Raw genomic sequence first — 14,344 nt, 5'->3', positions numbered from 1 at the left:
CGAGGTCAATGCCTCCGAACCCTTTTAAACTCCGGACTGACGCGTAAGAAAAGCGTCACTCAGTATCTGCCCCCGCGGCAATCCCGCCAGAAACATGCGCTTGGCGCAATCTTCGACAAAAGCCCTTCCACCACAGATCAGCGCAATCTCCTGGCGTGACGTGGCCTGCAGCGACTGAAGGCGGCTGCCTGCCTGCTCCCAATCGACGCATTCAACGCTCAGGTTGCCATTTAGCTCCGCAAGATTCTCAAGCGGTTCTCGCAGATAGGACCCGCCCCGGCAGAAGTGCAGCAGCCTAATCGGCCCCTGGTGCCCTTGTTGCAGTGCTTCGCGCACCAAGCTCCAAAGCGGGGCAAGTCCCGTACCGGCGGCCAACAACAATAAAGGTCTCATGTGCCACTCGGGCTCGTAACGCAGCGCCCCCGTATGCAGTTGGCCCAGGCGCAGACTGTCACCAACGGTCAGGGTGCGAGCTGAGTTGCAGAACGCACCGCTGTGCCGGCAATCGAGGTGAAACTCAAGCCAATGCTCATCCCAAGGCACGCTCGCCAGCGAATAGGGCCGGGCGACTCCATGGTTGTTCCACAACAGCGCGTGCTGGCCTGGGTAGTAGCGCAGCGGTCGCTCAGGGATCAAGCGCAATCGCAGAACTCGATCATCTAGCCAGTCGAATCCTTCTACCCGTGCCGGAAGCCCCTCGCGCGCAGGATCGAACGTTGCTACATCAAGATTTCCGGTCACGCTGCACTGGCACGCGAGCCTCCAACCCTCCAATCGCCGGGCCGAGTCGAGTGCCTGCGGGCGTGCATCCTGTGGTTCGCCCTCCAGGCAGCGCACCAGGCAGGCATGGCAACTGCCCGCACGGCAGCTGAACGGCACGTTCAAGCCGGCATCATTGAGCGCATCGAGCAGATTGCTGCCGTTCGCCACTCGCCAAGTCCGCCTACCGTGGGTGATCTCAGGCATTCACCGTCGCCCAGCTGGTCTCGCACCGATTCCGACCGTTGCCCTTGGCCCGGTACAGCGCGTCGTCGGCACGCTGCAAAGATTCGTCCAGATCATCGCCTTCATGAAGCAGAGTCAAACCAACGGAAAGGCTCAAATGACCGGCCTGCATATTTCCCTCCGGCGGCTGGGCATTGGCGAAGGCCTCGCGCAAGCGTTCGCAACAAGCGCGGAATTGCTCGGCATCGGTGTTCGGCAACAACAGAACGAACTCTTCGCCCCCGTAGCGGGCGAGTATGTCGTCGTCTCGCAGGCAGGAGCGCGCCACGGTCGCAAAGGTTTGCAAAACACGATCGCCCACCGCATGCCCGTGCAGATCGTTGATCCGTTTGAAGTAGTCGAGATCGATCAGGGCCAGGCCAGACTGATGCCCCGCCCGCAGCCGGCTCAGCTCGGATTCCGCCTTACGCAGGAAATGCCGACGGTTGTAGAGACCCGTCAGTTCGTCGGTCGAGGCCAGGTCTTCCAGCTGTCGCATCATGCCGCGCAGCGTTTCTTGATGCGCCTGCAGGGCAAAGCGGCGCTGACGCATGCGTTGACGCAACCTGTAGACATAGCCGACGAACAAGCACATCCAGACCAGAGTCACCAGCAGCACGCCGGTTTGCAGCAGTGCCGTCTGCGGGTCGTTCAGGTAGCCCATTTGCGCGTCGAAGAACACCATGCCGACGAAGCTGAACAGTGCTAACACGGCGTAACGGAGGAAGTTTTTCGGTGGCAGAAACACCGCGAACATCAGCACCAGTACGTACAGCACCAGCAGCGATCCACGGTTGTCGCCGAGATTGAACAGAAAGAAGGTCAGCCAGACCAGGGCAACCAGCACCTGTGGCTCGGTCAGGCTGGGGTCGCGAAAGCGCAGGTTATGGCCTCGATAGAAAACCCAGAAAAAGATCAACTGGCTGGCCGCAATCATCACCGAACCCGCGATTGCTGTCTCGACCGGCGCCTGATAGAAGCCCGCAGCCACAGTGATCCAGGTAAGCAGCAACGCCAGACCGTAGGTGGCGGCCGCCATGCCGAAGCGCTTGGTCACCAGTAACTGCAGCGCTTGCTGTTCGCTCTCGTCACGACTGGCGCGCATGGAATCCTTCCCATAGTGGCAATTCGTCACACTTTACGCCGGCCCTTGTAAAAAACCTATACGCAGTTGTGTTGGGCAAGCGAACTATCACCTTAAACAGGGCCGTCGTTATTGCCATCGCGCCAATGCCGAGCCGATGCCTCAGCCCTTCGCGCAACGCCCAATCGCAGGCAGCGTCATACCAGTTTCCCCTGTGCATCCCTTCACCTTTGGTCCGTCTGTGTTCACTGCTCTACGGCAGGTTATACTGCCGCGCATTTTTACCTAAGCGTGTCGGTCGTTGTCTCGATACGCGCTGTTTCCGCCCCGCCAAGAGGACGCGCTGCATGACCGTGATCAAGCAAGACGACCTGATACAAAGCGTTGCTGACGCTTTGCAGTTCATCTCCTACTACCACCCCGTCGACTTTATCCAGGCGATGCACGAGGCCTACCTGCGTGAAGAGTCACCGGCAGCCCGTGATTCCATGGCGCAGATCCTGATCAATTCGCGGATGTGCGCCACCGGACACCGCCCGATTTGCCAGGACACCGGCATCGTTACCGTATTCGTGCGCGTGGGTATGGACGTACGCTGGGACGGCGCAAGCATGAGCCTGGACGACATGATCAATGAAGGCGTCCGCCGTGCCTACAACCTGCCGGAGAACGTTCTGCGGGCTTCGATCCTCGCCGACCCCGCAGGTTCCCGTAAGAACACCAAAGACAACACGCCGGCGGTCATCCACTACTCCATCGTTCCGGGCGACAAGGTCGAAGTAGACGTAGCGGCCAAGGGTGGCGGTTCGGAAAACAAGTCGAAGATGGCCATGCTCAACCCGTCCGACTCGATCGTCGATTGGGTGCTGAAGACCGTGCCGACCATGGGCGCCGGCTGGTGCCCGCCGGGCATGCTTGGCATTGGCATCGGCGGCACCGCCGAGAAAGCCGCGGTGATGGCCAAAGAAGTGCTGATGGAATCCATCGACATCCACGAACTGAAGGCCCGCGGCCCGCAGAACCGCATCGAAGAGCTGCGTCTGGAGCTGTTCGAGAAGGTCAACCAACTGGGTATCGGTGCGCAGGGCCTGGGCGGCCTGACCACCGTGCTCGACGTGAAGATCATGGATTACCCGACCCACGCTGCGTCGCTGCCGGTGTGCATGATCCCCAACTGCGCTGCCACACGCCACGCCCACTTCGTGCTCGACGGCTCTGGTCCTGCTGAGCTGACGCCGCCGCCACTGGACGCCTATCCGGAAATCGTCTGGGAAGCCGGCCCGAGCGCGCGTCGCGTCAACCTCGACACCATCACGCCGGAAGAAGTGCAGAGCTGGAAGCCGGGCGAAACCGTTCTGCTCAACGGCAAGATGCTCACCGGTCGCGACGCCGCGCACAAGCGCATGGTCGACATGTTGAACAAGGGCGAAGAGCTGCCGGTGGACCTTAAGGGTCGCTTCATTTACTACGTCGGCCCGGTCGATCCAGTCGGCGTCGAGGTGGTTGGCCCCGCCGGCCCGACCACCGCGACGCGCATGGACAAGTTCACCCGTCAGATCCTCGAGAGCACCGGCCTGCTGGGCATGATCGGCAAGTCCGAGCGCGGCCCGATCGCCATCGAGGCCATCAAGGACAACAAGGCGGTGTACTTGATGGCGGTCGGCGGCGCGGCCTATCTGGTCGCCCAGGCGATCAAGAAGTCCAAGGTGCTGGCGTTCGCCGAACTGGGAATGGAGGCGATCTACGAGTTCGAAGTGAAGGACATGCCGGTCACCGTCGCGGTCGACACCAACGGCGAATCAGTGCACATCACCGGGCCGGCGATCTGGCAGAAGAAGATCGCGGAAAACCTGGCTGTAGAGGTGCAATAACCGATTGCGCCAATAGAAAGCCCGGCGCATTGCCGGGCTTTTTGCTTACAGGACGCCAGTTGCAGCGCTAATCATCAACTAATCACGCCGGCTCCGGCGCAGCTGAACGAATAACCCCTCAACTTTTGCCCGCGCCCATGGCGTCTTGCGCAAAAACGTCAGACTCGACTTGATACTGGGGTCGCTCTTGAAGCAGCGGATATCGACCCGCTCCGCCAGCCCTTCCCAGCCATAGTGAGCCTGCAGCTCGACGAGTATCGACTCCAGCGTCACGCCATGGAGCGGGTCTTGGGGTTGGGACATTGCGGCCTCGGAGCTTGAGCAGGCAGCGCCTGCGGGTAAATAAAAAGGCCCGCCGGAGCGGGCCTTCGAACGGAGCGGCATATTACAGGCTGATGCGGGTCCCGAGCAGCTCCAGGAATGCTGCCAGCCAAGCGGGGTGCGCCGGCCACGCCGGAGCGGTCACGAGGTTGCCCTCGGTATGCGCCTCGTCGACACCGATATCGACAAATTCACCACCGGCCAGCCGAACCTCCGGCGCGCAGGCGGGATAAGCGCTACACGCACGCCCGCGCAGCACATCAGCGGCAGCCAGCAACTGAGCGCCGTGGCACACCGCGGCAATCGGCTTTTTCGCCTCACCAAATGCCTTCACCAGTTTTATCACCTGCTCGTTGAGCCGCAGGTACTCAGGCGAGCGGCCTCCCGGCACCACCAATGCGTCATAGTCCTCAGCGCGCACCTCGGCGAAATCGAAGTTCAGCGCAAAATTATGGCCGGGCTTTTCGCTATAGGTCTGGTCGCCTTCGAAATCGTGGATCGCTGTGCGCACGGTGTCACCAGCCTTCTTGTCCGGGCAGACCGCATGCACGGTATGACCGACCATCTGCAGCGCCTGAAACGGCACCATGGTTTCGTAATCTTCGACGTAGTCACCGACCAGCATCAGAATTTTCTTCGCAGCCATCAGAACGCTCTCCCTTTTCAGTTGGACACTTTATAAACGGCTCGGCCCGTGCCGTCAGCCGCTTCGGTTGAAAATATTGATCACGAGCCGGTCGAGCAGGCCCCACAGCCGCTGATACATCCGCAGGTAAAGGGGGCGCGCGTGCCACTGATGCAGGTCGATCTCGAGGCTCTGATTGAAGTCGTGCTCGAAGCTCCTGGCAACGTCGGCGCTTAGCTGCGAGTCGACCGCTTCCAGGTTCGCCTCAAGATTCCAGCGCAGATTCCAATAATCGAAATTGCACGAGCCGACACTCACCCAGTCATCGACCAACACGAGTTTCAGGTGCAGAAAGTGTGGCTGATATTCATGAATCCGCACACCCGCGCGAAGCAATCTTGGATAGAAACGCTGCCCGGCATAGCGCACGGACGGATGGTCGGTGTTGCGGCTGGTCAGCAGCAGTCGAACCTCGACGCCGCGGCGAGCCGCGCGCATCAGCTCCCTCCGGACCTTGCCCGTCGGCAGAAAATACGGAGTTGCCAGCCAGATACGCCGCTCAGCCCTTCGCAGATTGCGCAACAGGCTGTGGAGAATGTCTCGATGCTGACGCGCAGCGGAATAGGCCACTCGCCCTGCTCCGTCGAGCGCATCGGGCGCGGCGGGTATCTTCGGCAGCTGCCGAGGCAACGGCAGCTGCCAGATCCGCCGTTTGAGGCACAGGGTCCATTGCACATCGAACAGGCGCTGCCAGTCCTCCATCACCGACCCGCTGATTTCCACCATCGCCTCATGCCAATGCTCGTCCGGCTTGTCCGGATTCCAGAACTCGTCTGTCGCACCGGCGCCTCCAACAAAACAGCACAGATCATCGATCAGGATCAGCTTGCGGTGATCGCGATGAAGGTTGCGGAACTTCAGCTGTAGCTTGAGCGGGTTGTATTGGCGCAGGTCGACCCCTGCGTCGAGCAGCCGCTGACGCGTCTTCTGCCCGAGTTTCAAGCAACCGAAGCCATCGAACAGGCAGCGCACGCGTACACCACGCCCGGCTGCGGCAATCAGGGCGTCGACGAGCCGATCGGTACAGAGCCCGTCCTCGACCAGATAAAGCTCGATATCCACACGCTGCTGCGCAGTATCGATACGCTGCAATATCTGTGGAAAAAATTGTGGGCCGTCGAGCAGCAACCGAAAACGATTACCTTCGCGCCATGGAAACACCTCGCCGGCGAGCATCACGCTTGCATGCCTCGGGCAGAGCACGCGGGGAAGCAACTACGGATACAGCTGGAAGCCATTGAAATCCTTGTCCGGTAAACACTCAGGCACGGAATGTACCTCGCCAGGATCAGCGGCTCCTGTCGTAAGCCGTGATGGCACGCCTGTTATAGGTTCGCGCCGCCGTGCAGAGTTCCCGCCTCGGTGGCTTTATCGCATCGTTCAGTCCCGGTCACACTGAGGCGTCAGTGCGAAAGCCGCCGCTGCCTTGTCCAGCCGCTTGGCCTGTGCCTGACGCGCCAACTGCAATATGCCGCGATCGCGCTGCCATAGCTCGGTCCAATGGCCCGGACCCTCATTGAGGGCCGTATCCAGCGCAGGTAAGGTTGCGGCCCATTGTGCATCGAGCGCAGCCAGCAACAGCTGCGTCGAAACCTCAGCAGGCGGCAGGCGCGATACTTCGGCTGCCGCCGCCAGCAGACCGATCAACCTGAGCTGCAGCGCCTGCGGCCATGCGCACTCCAAGGCGATTCCATACAGCCAGCTGACCATGGCGACGAGCACGTACAGGTCTTCCAGCGTGCGAAACGGCTTGACGTAGTCGTCCCAGCCGTCACCCGCCAACCGCTGACATGGCACCCGCTCGAGGCGCAAGCGCCCATGCACGATATCCGGTACCAGCGGCAGCGGCGGCATGTCCTCGATAGTCACGCCCCGATCACCGGAACCCACGACGCACAGGCTGAGCCTTGCCGGCTCGCCTGGCGCCTCGTCTCGTGCCGGAACCAACAACCAGGCCGCCGCTGATCCAGCAATGACGAAGTCCTTGCTGCCGGTAAGCGTCAATTTATCCAACCGAGTCTGCATATCCGCCGGGCGCAGCTTACGCTGCTCGGTCGCGCATAGCGCACCGATACCCGCTGGCGCCGACGGCCAGAGCCGTCGCAACGCGGCCTGATAGCCGACCAGAAACTCCAGACCAGGCGTGGCGGCTTGACGGCCGCCGCGCACCGCCAACTCGAACGGGTCACCGCCTCCATTGGCCTGTACCTCGCAAAACCAATCGTCCAGCGCCGCAGGCTGCGGCAAGCGTTCAATCGGACCAAGCACAGTGTGCCAAGACATCGGTTCTCTCCAGCAGATTCGCTTGGTTCTGGGGGCTTGAATGCCGTCATCCAAGCATCACGGATCCGTAACAACCGTGACACCGCCCCTGCCTAGCCTCTGGCATCACGGACTGACGGAACGCCAACCATAACAACCATGCGCTCCGGACGCATTGCCACTGCCAGGCTGACCAGGAGATCGAGCATGACCACCATTGCCTTCCCCCGCGTGACGCGACAACTGCAGGCGGTACGCCTGCTCGGCGACGATGCATTACGTGAGGCTCAGGCGCTGCGTTATCAGGTATTCAACGGCGAGTATGGCGCTCAGATGCAGGGCAGCGAGGCCGGTTTGGACAGCGATGAGTTTGACGCTTACTGCAGCCATATCGGTGTACGCGACTCAGGCAGCGGGGAGCTTGTCGCAACCACGCGCCTGCTCGATAACCAGACGGCGCGTGGATTGGGACGGTTCTACAGCGAAAACGAATTCAACCTACAAGGCCTGGCGAAACTTGAAGGGCCGATCCTGGAGATTGGCCGGACCTGCGTTCATCCGGCCTACCGCAACGGCGCGACCATCGCCGTGCTCTGGGCGGAACTGGCTGAAGTGCTCAACCAAGGTGGCTATCGATATCTCATGGGCTGCGCCAGCATTCCAATGCGCGACGGCGGCGTCCAGGCCCAGGCCATCATGCAGCGACTGCGCGAACGTCATCTTTCGACGGAGCTGCTACACGCATGCCCTAAAAACCCGCTACCAGCGCTGGCGTTGCCCGACAACGTCATCGCTGAGACACCTGCGCTGCTCAAGGCGTACATGCGACTGGGTGCAAAGATCTGCGGTGAACCTTGCTGGGATCCAGATTTTCAGGTCGCAGACCTCTTCATTCTCCTCAAGCGCGACGAGCTGTGCCCGCGTTACGCCCGGCACTTCAAGGCAGCGGTCTGAATGCGCAGGATCAGGTTGTATTTTCGTCTCTTGAGATTGGCCATGGTGATTCTCTACGGCCTGGTACTGGCCTGCAGCCTGAAACTGCGCACGGTGCTGGGCTTTAATCCCGCTCAAGCTGCGCGTCAGCAGCTGTGCCGTTCGTTTCTGGGGCGGCTCGCAGCGGCATTACCATTTCAGGTTCGTGTGACAGGCGATTTGCCAGATAAGCCGATGTTGTGGGTCGCCAACCACCTATCGTGGACCGACATTCCCCTGCTGGGCCTGCTGCAACCGATGACCTTCCTCGCCAAAGCCGAGATCCGTCACTGGCCGGTGATTGGCTGGCTGACAACCGAGGCTGGAACCCGCTTCATCCAGCGCGGCGGTAGCGACAGTACGTTGCTCAGCCAGCAGATGAGCGAGGAACTGGGGCAAGGAAGCAGCGTGCTGATTTTCCCCGAGGGCACCACCACTGATGGCACTTCGCTACGCACATTCCACTCAAGACTGCTGGCCTGTGCGATCGACACGAGTGTGCCGGTACAGCCCGTTGCGATTCGATATCTGCGCAACGGCGTTATCGATCCGATAGCCCCCTTTATCGGCGACGACGATCTGCTTTCACATCTGTTTCGGCTACTGGCAGAAGATGCAGCAGTGGTGGAGATCCAACTGCTGCCCCCACTATCCAGCCATGATACGCAACGTAACCCACTCGCCCGGCGTTGCCACAGCGCGATCGCCGAAGCGCTGTACGGTCCTTCGCAGTTGATGCCGATCGCCCACGCTGCCTGATGCAAGCTGAGCGCAAGCAAGCGCTGCTAGACTCGCCTCATGAACTATCTTGCGCACCTTCATCTCGGCGGCGAGCGGCCCGGGCAGCTGCTCGGCAGCCTCTATGGCGACTTCGTCAAAGGGCCCTTACAGAACCGATGGCCTGCCGATATCGAAGCGGGCATTCGCCTGCACCGACAGATCGATGTATTCACCGATAGCCACCCAATTGTCCTTCAAGCCAAGCAGCGCTTTCCTCGCGAGCGAAGACGCTACGCAGGCATCTTGGTCGACCTGTTTTTCGATCATTGCCTGGCGGCGCACTGGCCCCTCTACGCCAACGAGCCCCTTCAGCACTTCACCGCGCGGGTGTATCAGGTGTTGCTTGAGGAAGCCGAGCTCCCCGGCAAGCTGGCGCTAATCGCGCCGCGCATGGCCGCTCAGGACTGGCTCGGCAGTTATCGGGAATTCTCCGTGATGGAACAGGTTGTGGCCGGCATGAGCCGGCGTTTGTCACGCCCCGAAGGGCTGCTCGGCGGTGTCGAGGAAATGGAACGGCTATATGAGCCGCTGCTGCAGGACTTCCAAGCGTTCTATCCGCACCTGCAAGCCTTCGCTCGCCGGGCAGACTGACGCAGCCTGGCGAGCACTGGCCATGCCTACCTATCAGCCACGCAGAGCTGCGGCAAAGCTACCCAGCCAGGGCTCGGCGTCAGTCTCCGGCGTTACCGTTTCGCTGGCATCAAGACGCAGCATTTCCTGCACTTCGCGTACGCCCAGCTCGGCGTACAACTCCCGAACCAACTCCCCGCCGCCGCAGAAGGTATCGCCATAGCTGGCGTCACCCAGTGCGATCACCCCGCCTGGCAGGCCCTGCCAGGCCGGAAATTGATCACGAATCGCCGTGTAGAGCGGGACGAAACTGTCCGGTAGCTCGCCCATCCCGGTGGTGGCAGTCACCACCAGCAATGCTTGCGGTCCGAAGTCCAGGACCTGCGCTAGCTGCGCGCGCGGATCATGCCAGGCGTCGAACCCCGCCGCCTTGAGTACCGTCGCAGCATGGCGGGCAACGTCTTCAGCTGTGCCATAGACGGTACCGGAGAGGATGGCCACTTTCATGATGAGCTCCGTTTTAGATTAAAGCCGAGCATTATGCCGCATCCGACACACTCATCCCGACCGAGCGGTTCTACGCTTCAAAACGGCCCGCCGCCAGGCGCAAGGGAATTACATCGAGCATGTGTTGTCGCAGTGCCGACGTGGTAAAGGATCTCGTAGAGGTCTGTGCTGCACTCTGGAGCGTTTAGGCATGGGCAGACGGGTCTGCCCTGACGTTGAGAGGGAAATCGGGATGCCGAGCAAAACTGATCTGACCAGTGCCGAACTGGCCTATATCAACGAACTTGTCAGTGGCTCGTCTGCAGAGCCGGGCGAAACGCGGGCTGGCTTCCGTGTCGACGGCGGAGAAAAGGCCAACGGCTTACTCTTGCAACTGGCTGCGAAGGCCAACCTGACCCTCGAAGCGGAGCTCGAGGACTATTGCATGTCGTTCCCGCTGCAGCTGAAGCAGGATGAATTCCAGGCGGTGCAATTGCAGCTCGCGGCTCCGACCATCTATGAACGCGGACCAGTACTTCGCGCCTGGCGATTGCACTTGGACGAGCCGCTGCCACTACTCTCCGACGATGGCAACGAAACCGCGCTGAGCGTGCACGAGCTGTCACCCAACGGCCTGTTGGTGGACGCCGGAGCCAAGCATCAGGCGCCCAAACATCTGCACATGCGCCTGGCACTGCCGGGCGAAGACTCGTTTCAGATCGACGCGCATCGGATCCGGCATGCCGAAGGTGGAATGACTGCCTACGAAGTCGAATACCCGCAGGACAAAGATGCCGAACGCATCCGCTCCTATCTGTACGAGCAGCATCAGCGTCTGCATCCCGAGCTGCAGCCAGAGCTTTCTACGCAGGCCACCTCCGACGCGCCCGAGCCCCCTTAGCAGCACCTTAGACGCCAGCCTTTCCACGCACGAAAATGCCCGCATAGTAGGGTCGTTGCGCACCCTGGTGTAAGCTGGCAAGGCACTGCTGCCTTGCACAGGCCGCGCGACCTTCCCCGTCCCACTCGGTATCCCAGCATGACCCAGCCGACGGCCCCGATACTGATTACCGGTGCCAGCCAGCGCATCGGCCTGCATTGCGCCGAACGTTTGCTTGATGAAGGCCAGCCGGTAATCGTGAGCTACCGCACCCCTCGCGCAAGTCTGGCTCGGCTTCGTGAGCGTGGTGCGCTGACCTTGCATGCCGATTTTTCCGCTGCAGCGGGCATCCACGCCTTTATCGCTGTACTCAAGGAGCACACCAGCGCCCTACGCGCGATCGTTCACAACGCATCGGACTGGCACCCGGAGACGCCGGGTGAAGAGGCTGAAACATTCCAGCGCATGTTCGAGGTGCACATGCTCGCGCCTTATCTGATCAATCTTCACTGCACTGAACTGCTGCAGCATGGCGGTCCGGCAGACATCATCCACATCGGTGACGACGTCACCCGCGTCGGCAGCAAAAAGCACATCGCTTATGCAGCCAGCAAAGCCGGTTTGGACAACCTCACGCTGTCGTTTGCAGCTAGGCTGGCGCCGGCGATCAAGGTCAATGGCATCGCGCCTGCCTTGATACAGTTCAACGAAGGCGATGACGAGATCTACCAGCGCAAGGCGCTTGCCAAATCCGCCCTTGGCATCGAGCCCGGCGCCGAGGTGATCTACCAGAGCCTGCGCTATCTGCTGGATAATCCCTATGTCACCGGCACCACGCTGAGCGTTAACGGTGGCCGCCACCTGATCTGACACGCGAAGGAACCCCATGCCCCGACTGGAACCTGCCATGGCGCGCATCCGCGTCAAAGACCTGCGACTACGTACCTTCATCGGTATCAAGGAAGAGGAAATCCTCAACAAGCAGGATGTCCTGATCAATCTGACGATGCTTTATCCTGCGGCCGAGGCCGTGCGTGACAACGATATCGACCATGCACTGAACTACCGAACCATCACCAAGGCGATCATCCAACACGTCGAGGACAACCGTTTCGCCCTGCTCGAACGGCTCACTCAGGAAATCCTCGACCTAGTCATGGCGCATCCGCAAGTGCGTTACGCCGAAGTCGAAGTGGACAAGCCGCACGCTCTGCGCTTTGCCGAGTCGGTATCGATTACCCTCGCCGCACATCGGGACTAACCTTCGCGCGTCAATCGCTGCCATAGGCCAGGGTCGTCATCAGCGCAAGGTCACCGCTGCGTGCGTCCAGCCGAGTGTGCTGAATCACCACCGGTACGGTGGAAATGAATACGCTGGCATAGTCAGTCTCACGCGGCACTGCCTGGGGTGTCTGCAGGTCATCGAAACGGAGATGCAAGGTTCGACGCGCTGGAACCCGTATCGCGTAGGGCCCGATCGGCTCACGGTCAGCGAAGTACAGCGTCAGCTCAATCACCGCCTCCAACGGGCCAGCGTTCAGAATGCACGCCGTCTCATGGCTGCGCAGCGCCGGCTCATCGGGTTTCGGTCCCAACGCCGGCAGGTACCCTTCGGCTATCACCCAGTGTTTTTTCCCAATCACATCCAGTCTCCTCGACAGCTGGATGGCCGGCCGGCCATCCTGTTTAGCGGAGGCGGTTCAAGCCGCTAAAGTTCCCCGCCGCTATCTGGCCCACGGCCTGCGTCGAGGTTATGATCCCGCCGAAGTCTGCAACGCCGAGACCCTTGAAATGAATGAACAAGAACGCACCGAACTCGAAGCCGCCGCTTTCCGCCGCCTAGTCCAGCACCTGCGCAGCCGCCCGGACGCACAAAACATCGACCTGATGAACCTGGCCGGCTTCTGTCGCAATTGCCTGTCGAAATGGTACAAGGCCGCCGCCGATGACCTGGATATCGAAGTCAGCCTTGATGAGGCTCGCGAAGAGGTCTACGGCATGCCATACGCGGATTGGAAGAAACGCTATCAAAAGGACGCGACGCCTGAGCAACAGGCTGCGTTCGACAAGGCCCAAAAACCATGAGCAGCCTCAGGGACTTTCGCGCCAGTCTGCGCAACCGAAACCACCCATTCAGCGAGACGCTGGCATTCATCGCCAGCGCCTATGACTACCAGCCAACCCGCTTTTTCAATGGCAGCGTTGAAAACGCTGCCGGGCAGAACGAGGGCTCGTGCAAAACGTTGGGCCTGGCCGTGCTGGAAGGCTTCACTACAGAAGAAGCCTTGCTTGCGTTCGGGGAGCACTATCAATCAGTGCTGGAGAACCCCAGTGGATCCGACCACTTGAACATCCGCGCCCTGATGGACACCGGACTCCCGGGCGTGCGCTTTGACCAGCAGCCGCTGAGGCGCAAACCGGTGAATTTCGAAGAGAAATAAAAAAGGGCCGGCCAGGCACTTGGGGAAGGCTTGAAGCGGACGGCCCTGAAAACCAAAAAGAGATTTCGGGGCTAGCCTAAAAGCCAAGCGCAACGCTGGCTATTGCATAAAGCCGATCGGCCTAATAGTCCAGTCCTATCGACTGTGATCCCGCTTTTCCCACCCCGACAAAGCCGGTAAGGTCCGGACCGTCCTTTCCGGAGTATCGTCAATGCCCGTCGCTGCCCTATCCGGCCCCCAATACCTACGTGAAGGCCTGAAGCTGATTCTTAGTCCCGGCCTCAGGCTGTTCGTCATTCTGCCGCTGACCGTCAATCTGTTGCTGTTCTGCGGCCTGATATATCTGGCGGTGCGCCAGTTTGGCGGCTGGGTCGACGCCTTCATGCCTAACCTCCCCGAGTGGTTAATGTTCCTTGAATACATCATTTGGCCGCTGTTCGTAGTGCTGGTGGTGCTGATCGTGTTCTTCACCTTCACCATGCTCGCCAACATCGTTGCCGCCCCTTTCAACGGCTTTCTCGCGGAAAAGGTGGAAACCGTGGCACGCGGAGTCGATAGCGCCCCGCCGTTCAGCTGGAGCGAGCTGCTGGCCATGTTGCCGCGAACCATCGGACGTGAGGCACGCAAACTGGCGTACTTCGCACCCCGTGCGCTGGTGTTACTGATCCTGTCATTCATTCCGGTGGTCAATCTGGTCGCAGCGCCACTTTGGCTTCTGTTTGGCGTCTGGATGATGGCGGTGCAGTACATCGATTATCCAGCGGACAACAACAAGCTGAGCTGGGACGAAATGATGGTCTGGCTGCGCCAGCGCCGCTGGAAAAGCCTGAGTCTCGGCGCGGTAACCTACGCAGCGCTGCTGATTCCCTTCGTCAATCTGTTGATCATGCCGGCAGCTGTGGCAGCTGCAACGCTGTTCTGGGTGCGTGAGGGCGGAATATCGACAATGCCCACCGTGGCCGATTCTTGAACTGCGGGACGTTCAGGTGTCTAGATTTGAACACCTCA

18 protein-coding genes are annotated in these 14,344 nt (G+C 60.6%); 10 read left to right on the top strand and 8 right to left on the bottom strand.

Annotated features, from left to right (window positions below; translation table 11 throughout):
• Positions 1-24: 24 nt before the first annotated feature.
• On the bottom strand, positions 25-966 hold the full coding sequence (locus ACQKEK_RS00600; RefSeq protein ID WP_499140730.1) for an iron-sulfur-binding ferredoxin reductase: 942 nt from the start codon (positions 964-966) through the stop codon (positions 25-27).
• Positions 959-2,089: a GGDEF domain-containing protein gene (locus ACQKEK_RS00595; RefSeq protein ID WP_499140729.1), complete on the bottom strand. Its 1,131-nt coding sequence runs from the start codon at positions 2,087-2,089 to the stop codon at positions 959-961. Before ACQKEK_RS00595 ends, ACQKEK_RS00600 begins: the two co-directional genes overlap by 8 nt.
• A 326-nt stretch (positions 2,090-2,415) precedes the next feature.
• Between ACQKEK_RS00595 and ACQKEK_RS00590 the strand changes: the two genes are divergently transcribed.
• Entirely contained in the window at positions 2,416-3,939 is a 1,524-nt protein-coding gene (locus ACQKEK_RS00590; RefSeq protein ID WP_499140728.1) for a fumarate hydratase, read from the top strand.
• 78 nt (positions 3,940-4,017) lie between these two features.
• Here the strand turns inward: ACQKEK_RS00590 and ACQKEK_RS00585 are convergent, their stop codons facing one another.
• The 4 genes from ACQKEK_RS00585 to ACQKEK_RS00570 all read right to left on the bottom strand — a co-directional run bounded on the left by ACQKEK_RS00585 (position 4,018) and on the right by ACQKEK_RS00570 (position 7,228).
• Positions 4,018-4,242 (bottom strand): VF530 family protein, encoded by a 225-nt coding sequence (locus ACQKEK_RS00585; protein WP_045429526.1) that lies wholly within the window; start codon positions 4,240-4,242, stop codon positions 4,018-4,020.
• Positions 4,243-4,324: 82 nt separating this feature from the next.
• A complete protein-coding gene (locus ACQKEK_RS00580) occupies positions 4,325-4,909 on the bottom strand; it encodes a DJ-1/PfpI family protein (protein ID WP_177327086.1) in 585 nt (194 codons plus the stop codon).
• Between the two features lie 51 nt (positions 4,910-4,960).
• Entirely contained in the window at positions 4,961-6,121 is a 1,161-nt protein-coding gene (locus ACQKEK_RS00575) for a phospholipase D-like domain-containing protein (RefSeq protein ID WP_499141324.1), read from the bottom strand.
• Positions 6,122-6,325: 204 nt separating this feature from the next.
• Complete coding sequence (locus ACQKEK_RS00570) at positions 6,326-7,228, bottom strand: acyl-CoA dehydrogenase (protein ID WP_499140727.1); 903 nt, start codon at positions 7,226-7,228, stop codon at positions 6,326-6,328.
• Between the two features lie 186 nt (positions 7,229-7,414).
• On the opposite strand from ACQKEK_RS00570, the gene olsB reads away from it, so the two are divergent.
• From olsB to ACQKEK_RS00555, 3 genes are read left to right on the top strand one after another with little or no spacing between them, the layout of a single operon-like run.
• Positions 7,415-8,161 carry an L-ornithine N(alpha)-acyltransferase gene (olsB, locus tag ACQKEK_RS00565; protein WP_046162771.1) on the top strand — a complete coding sequence of 249 codons (747 nt, stop codon included), beginning with the start codon at positions 7,415-7,417 and terminating at the stop codon, positions 8,159-8,161.
• Positions 8,162-8,938 carry a lysophospholipid acyltransferase family protein gene (locus tag ACQKEK_RS00560; RefSeq protein ID WP_499140726.1) on the top strand — a complete coding sequence of 259 codons (777 nt, stop codon included), beginning with the start codon at positions 8,162-8,164 and terminating at the stop codon, positions 8,936-8,938. It abuts the gene before it with no gap.
• A gap of 39 nt (positions 8,939-8,977) precedes the next feature.
• The gene (locus ACQKEK_RS00555; RefSeq protein WP_499140725.1) at positions 8,978-9,550 is read left to right on the top strand and encodes an acyl carrier protein phosphodiesterase; all 573 of its coding nucleotides are present in this window, start codon (positions 8,978-8,980) and stop codon (positions 9,548-9,550) included.
• A 33-nt stretch (positions 9,551-9,583) separates the two neighbouring features.
• Here the strand turns inward: ACQKEK_RS00555 and ACQKEK_RS00550 are convergent, their stop codons facing one another.
• Positions 9,584-10,036, bottom strand: a complete 453-nt coding sequence (locus ACQKEK_RS00550; RefSeq protein ID WP_499140724.1) for a flavodoxin — start codon at positions 10,034-10,036, stop codon at positions 9,584-9,586.
• Positions 10,037-10,268: 232 nt separating this feature from the next.
• Here ACQKEK_RS00550 and ACQKEK_RS00545 point away from each other — a divergent pair, with 232 nt between their 5' ends.
• From ACQKEK_RS00545 to folX, 3 genes are all read left to right on the top strand, one after another.
• Complete coding sequence (locus ACQKEK_RS00545; protein ID WP_499140723.1) at positions 10,269-10,916, top strand: PilZ domain-containing protein; 648 nt, start codon at positions 10,269-10,271, stop codon at positions 10,914-10,916.
• Between the two features lie 138 nt (positions 10,917-11,054).
• Positions 11,055-11,765 (top strand): dihydromonapterin reductase, encoded by a 711-nt coding sequence (gene folM / locus ACQKEK_RS00540; RefSeq protein WP_128121042.1) that lies wholly within the window; start codon positions 11,055-11,057, stop codon positions 11,763-11,765.
• Positions 11,766-11,781: 16 nt separating this feature from the next.
• Positions 11,782-12,156, top strand: a complete 375-nt coding sequence (gene folX / locus ACQKEK_RS00535; protein ID WP_128121041.1) for a dihydroneopterin triphosphate 2'-epimerase — start codon at positions 11,782-11,784, stop codon at positions 12,154-12,156.
• A gap of 10 nt (positions 12,157-12,166) precedes the next feature.
• Here folX and ACQKEK_RS00530 read toward each other — a convergent pair whose 3' ends face one another.
• Positions 12,167-12,538 (bottom strand): sensory rhodopsin transducer, encoded by a 372-nt coding sequence (locus ACQKEK_RS00530; protein WP_206606872.1) that lies wholly within the window; start codon positions 12,536-12,538, stop codon positions 12,167-12,169.
• Between the two features lie 148 nt (positions 12,539-12,686).
• Here ACQKEK_RS00530 and ACQKEK_RS00525 point away from each other — a divergent pair, with 148 nt between their 5' ends.
• The 3 genes from ACQKEK_RS00525 to cysZ all read left to right on the top strand — a co-directional run bounded on the left by ACQKEK_RS00525 (position 12,687) and on the right by cysZ (position 14,306).
• A complete protein-coding gene (locus tag ACQKEK_RS00525) occupies positions 12,687-12,980 on the top strand; it encodes a DUF1244 domain-containing protein (RefSeq protein ID WP_045432104.1) in 294 nt (97 codons plus the stop codon).
• Complete coding sequence (locus ACQKEK_RS00520) at positions 12,977-13,336, top strand: HopJ type III effector protein (protein WP_128121039.1); 360 nt, start codon at positions 12,977-12,979, stop codon at positions 13,334-13,336. Before ACQKEK_RS00525 ends, ACQKEK_RS00520 begins: the two co-directional genes overlap by 4 nt.
• A 211-nt stretch (positions 13,337-13,547) precedes the next feature.
• Positions 13,548-14,306, top strand: a complete 759-nt coding sequence (gene cysZ, locus ACQKEK_RS00515) for a sulfate transporter CysZ (protein WP_499140722.1) — start codon at positions 13,548-13,550, stop codon at positions 14,304-14,306.
• Positions 14,307-14,344: the final 38 nt, after the last annotated feature.

It is taken from the genome of Pseudomonas sp. NPDC077408, from assembly GCF_050269105.1.
Classification (GTDB): Bacteria; Pseudomonadota; Gammaproteobacteria; order Pseudomonadales; family Pseudomonadaceae; genus Stutzerimonas.
This window is presented reverse-complemented; position numbering and strand designations above follow the sequence as displayed.

What these genes read in the sequence shown, in the direction of transcription:
- cysZ (WP_499140722.1), top strand. Translation starts at nt 13,548, where the DNA reads ATGCCCGTCGCTGCCCTATCCGGCCCCCAATACCTACGTGAAGGCCTG.
- ACQKEK_RS00595 (WP_499140729.1), bottom strand. Translation starts at nt 2,089, where the DNA reads ATGCGCGCCAGTCGTGACGAGAGCGAACAGCAAGCGCTGCAGTTACTG.
- ACQKEK_RS00550 (WP_499140724.1), bottom strand. Translation starts at nt 10,036, where the DNA reads ATGAAAGTGGCCATCCTCTCCGGTACCGTCTATGGCACAGCTGAAGAC.
- ACQKEK_RS00585 (WP_045429526.1), bottom strand. Translation starts at nt 4,242, where the DNA reads ATGTCCCAACCCCAAGACCCGCTCCATGGCGTGACGCTGGAGTCGATA.
- ACQKEK_RS00600 (WP_499140730.1), bottom strand. Translation starts at nt 966, where the DNA reads ATGCCTGAGATCACCCACGGTAGGCGGACTTGGCGAGTGGCGAACGGC.
- folM (WP_128121042.1), top strand. Translation starts at nt 11,055, where the DNA reads ATGACCCAGCCGACGGCCCCGATACTGATTACCGGTGCCAGCCAGCGC.
- ACQKEK_RS00555 (WP_499140725.1), top strand. Translation starts at nt 8,978, where the DNA reads ATGAACTATCTTGCGCACCTTCATCTCGGCGGCGAGCGGCCCGGGCAG.
- olsB (WP_046162771.1), top strand. Translation starts at nt 7,415, where the DNA reads ATGACCACCATTGCCTTCCCCCGCGTGACGCGACAACTGCAGGCGGTA.
- ACQKEK_RS00545 (WP_499140723.1), top strand. Translation starts at nt 10,269, where the DNA reads ATGCCGAGCAAAACTGATCTGACCAGTGCCGAACTGGCCTATATCAAC.
- ACQKEK_RS00520 (WP_128121039.1), top strand. Translation starts at nt 12,977, where the DNA reads ATGAGCAGCCTCAGGGACTTTCGCGCCAGTCTGCGCAACCGAAACCAC.
- ACQKEK_RS00575 (WP_499141324.1), bottom strand. Translation starts at nt 6,121, where the DNA reads ATGCTCGCCGGCGAGGTGTTTCCATGGCGCGAAGGTAATCGTTTTCGG.
- ACQKEK_RS00590 (WP_499140728.1), top strand. Translation starts at nt 2,416, where the DNA reads ATGACCGTGATCAAGCAAGACGACCTGATACAAAGCGTTGCTGACGCT.
- ACQKEK_RS00570 (WP_499140727.1), bottom strand. Translation starts at nt 7,228, where the DNA reads ATGTCTTGGCACACTGTGCTTGGTCCGATTGAACGCTTGCCGCAGCCT.
- ACQKEK_RS00525 (WP_045432104.1), top strand. Translation starts at nt 12,687, where the DNA reads ATGAATGAACAAGAACGCACCGAACTCGAAGCCGCCGCTTTCCGCCGC.
- ACQKEK_RS00560 (WP_499140726.1), top strand. Translation starts at nt 8,162, where the DNA reads ATGCGCAGGATCAGGTTGTATTTTCGTCTCTTGAGATTGGCCATGGTG.
- folX (WP_128121041.1), top strand. Translation starts at nt 11,782, where the DNA reads ATGCCCCGACTGGAACCTGCCATGGCGCGCATCCGCGTCAAAGACCTG.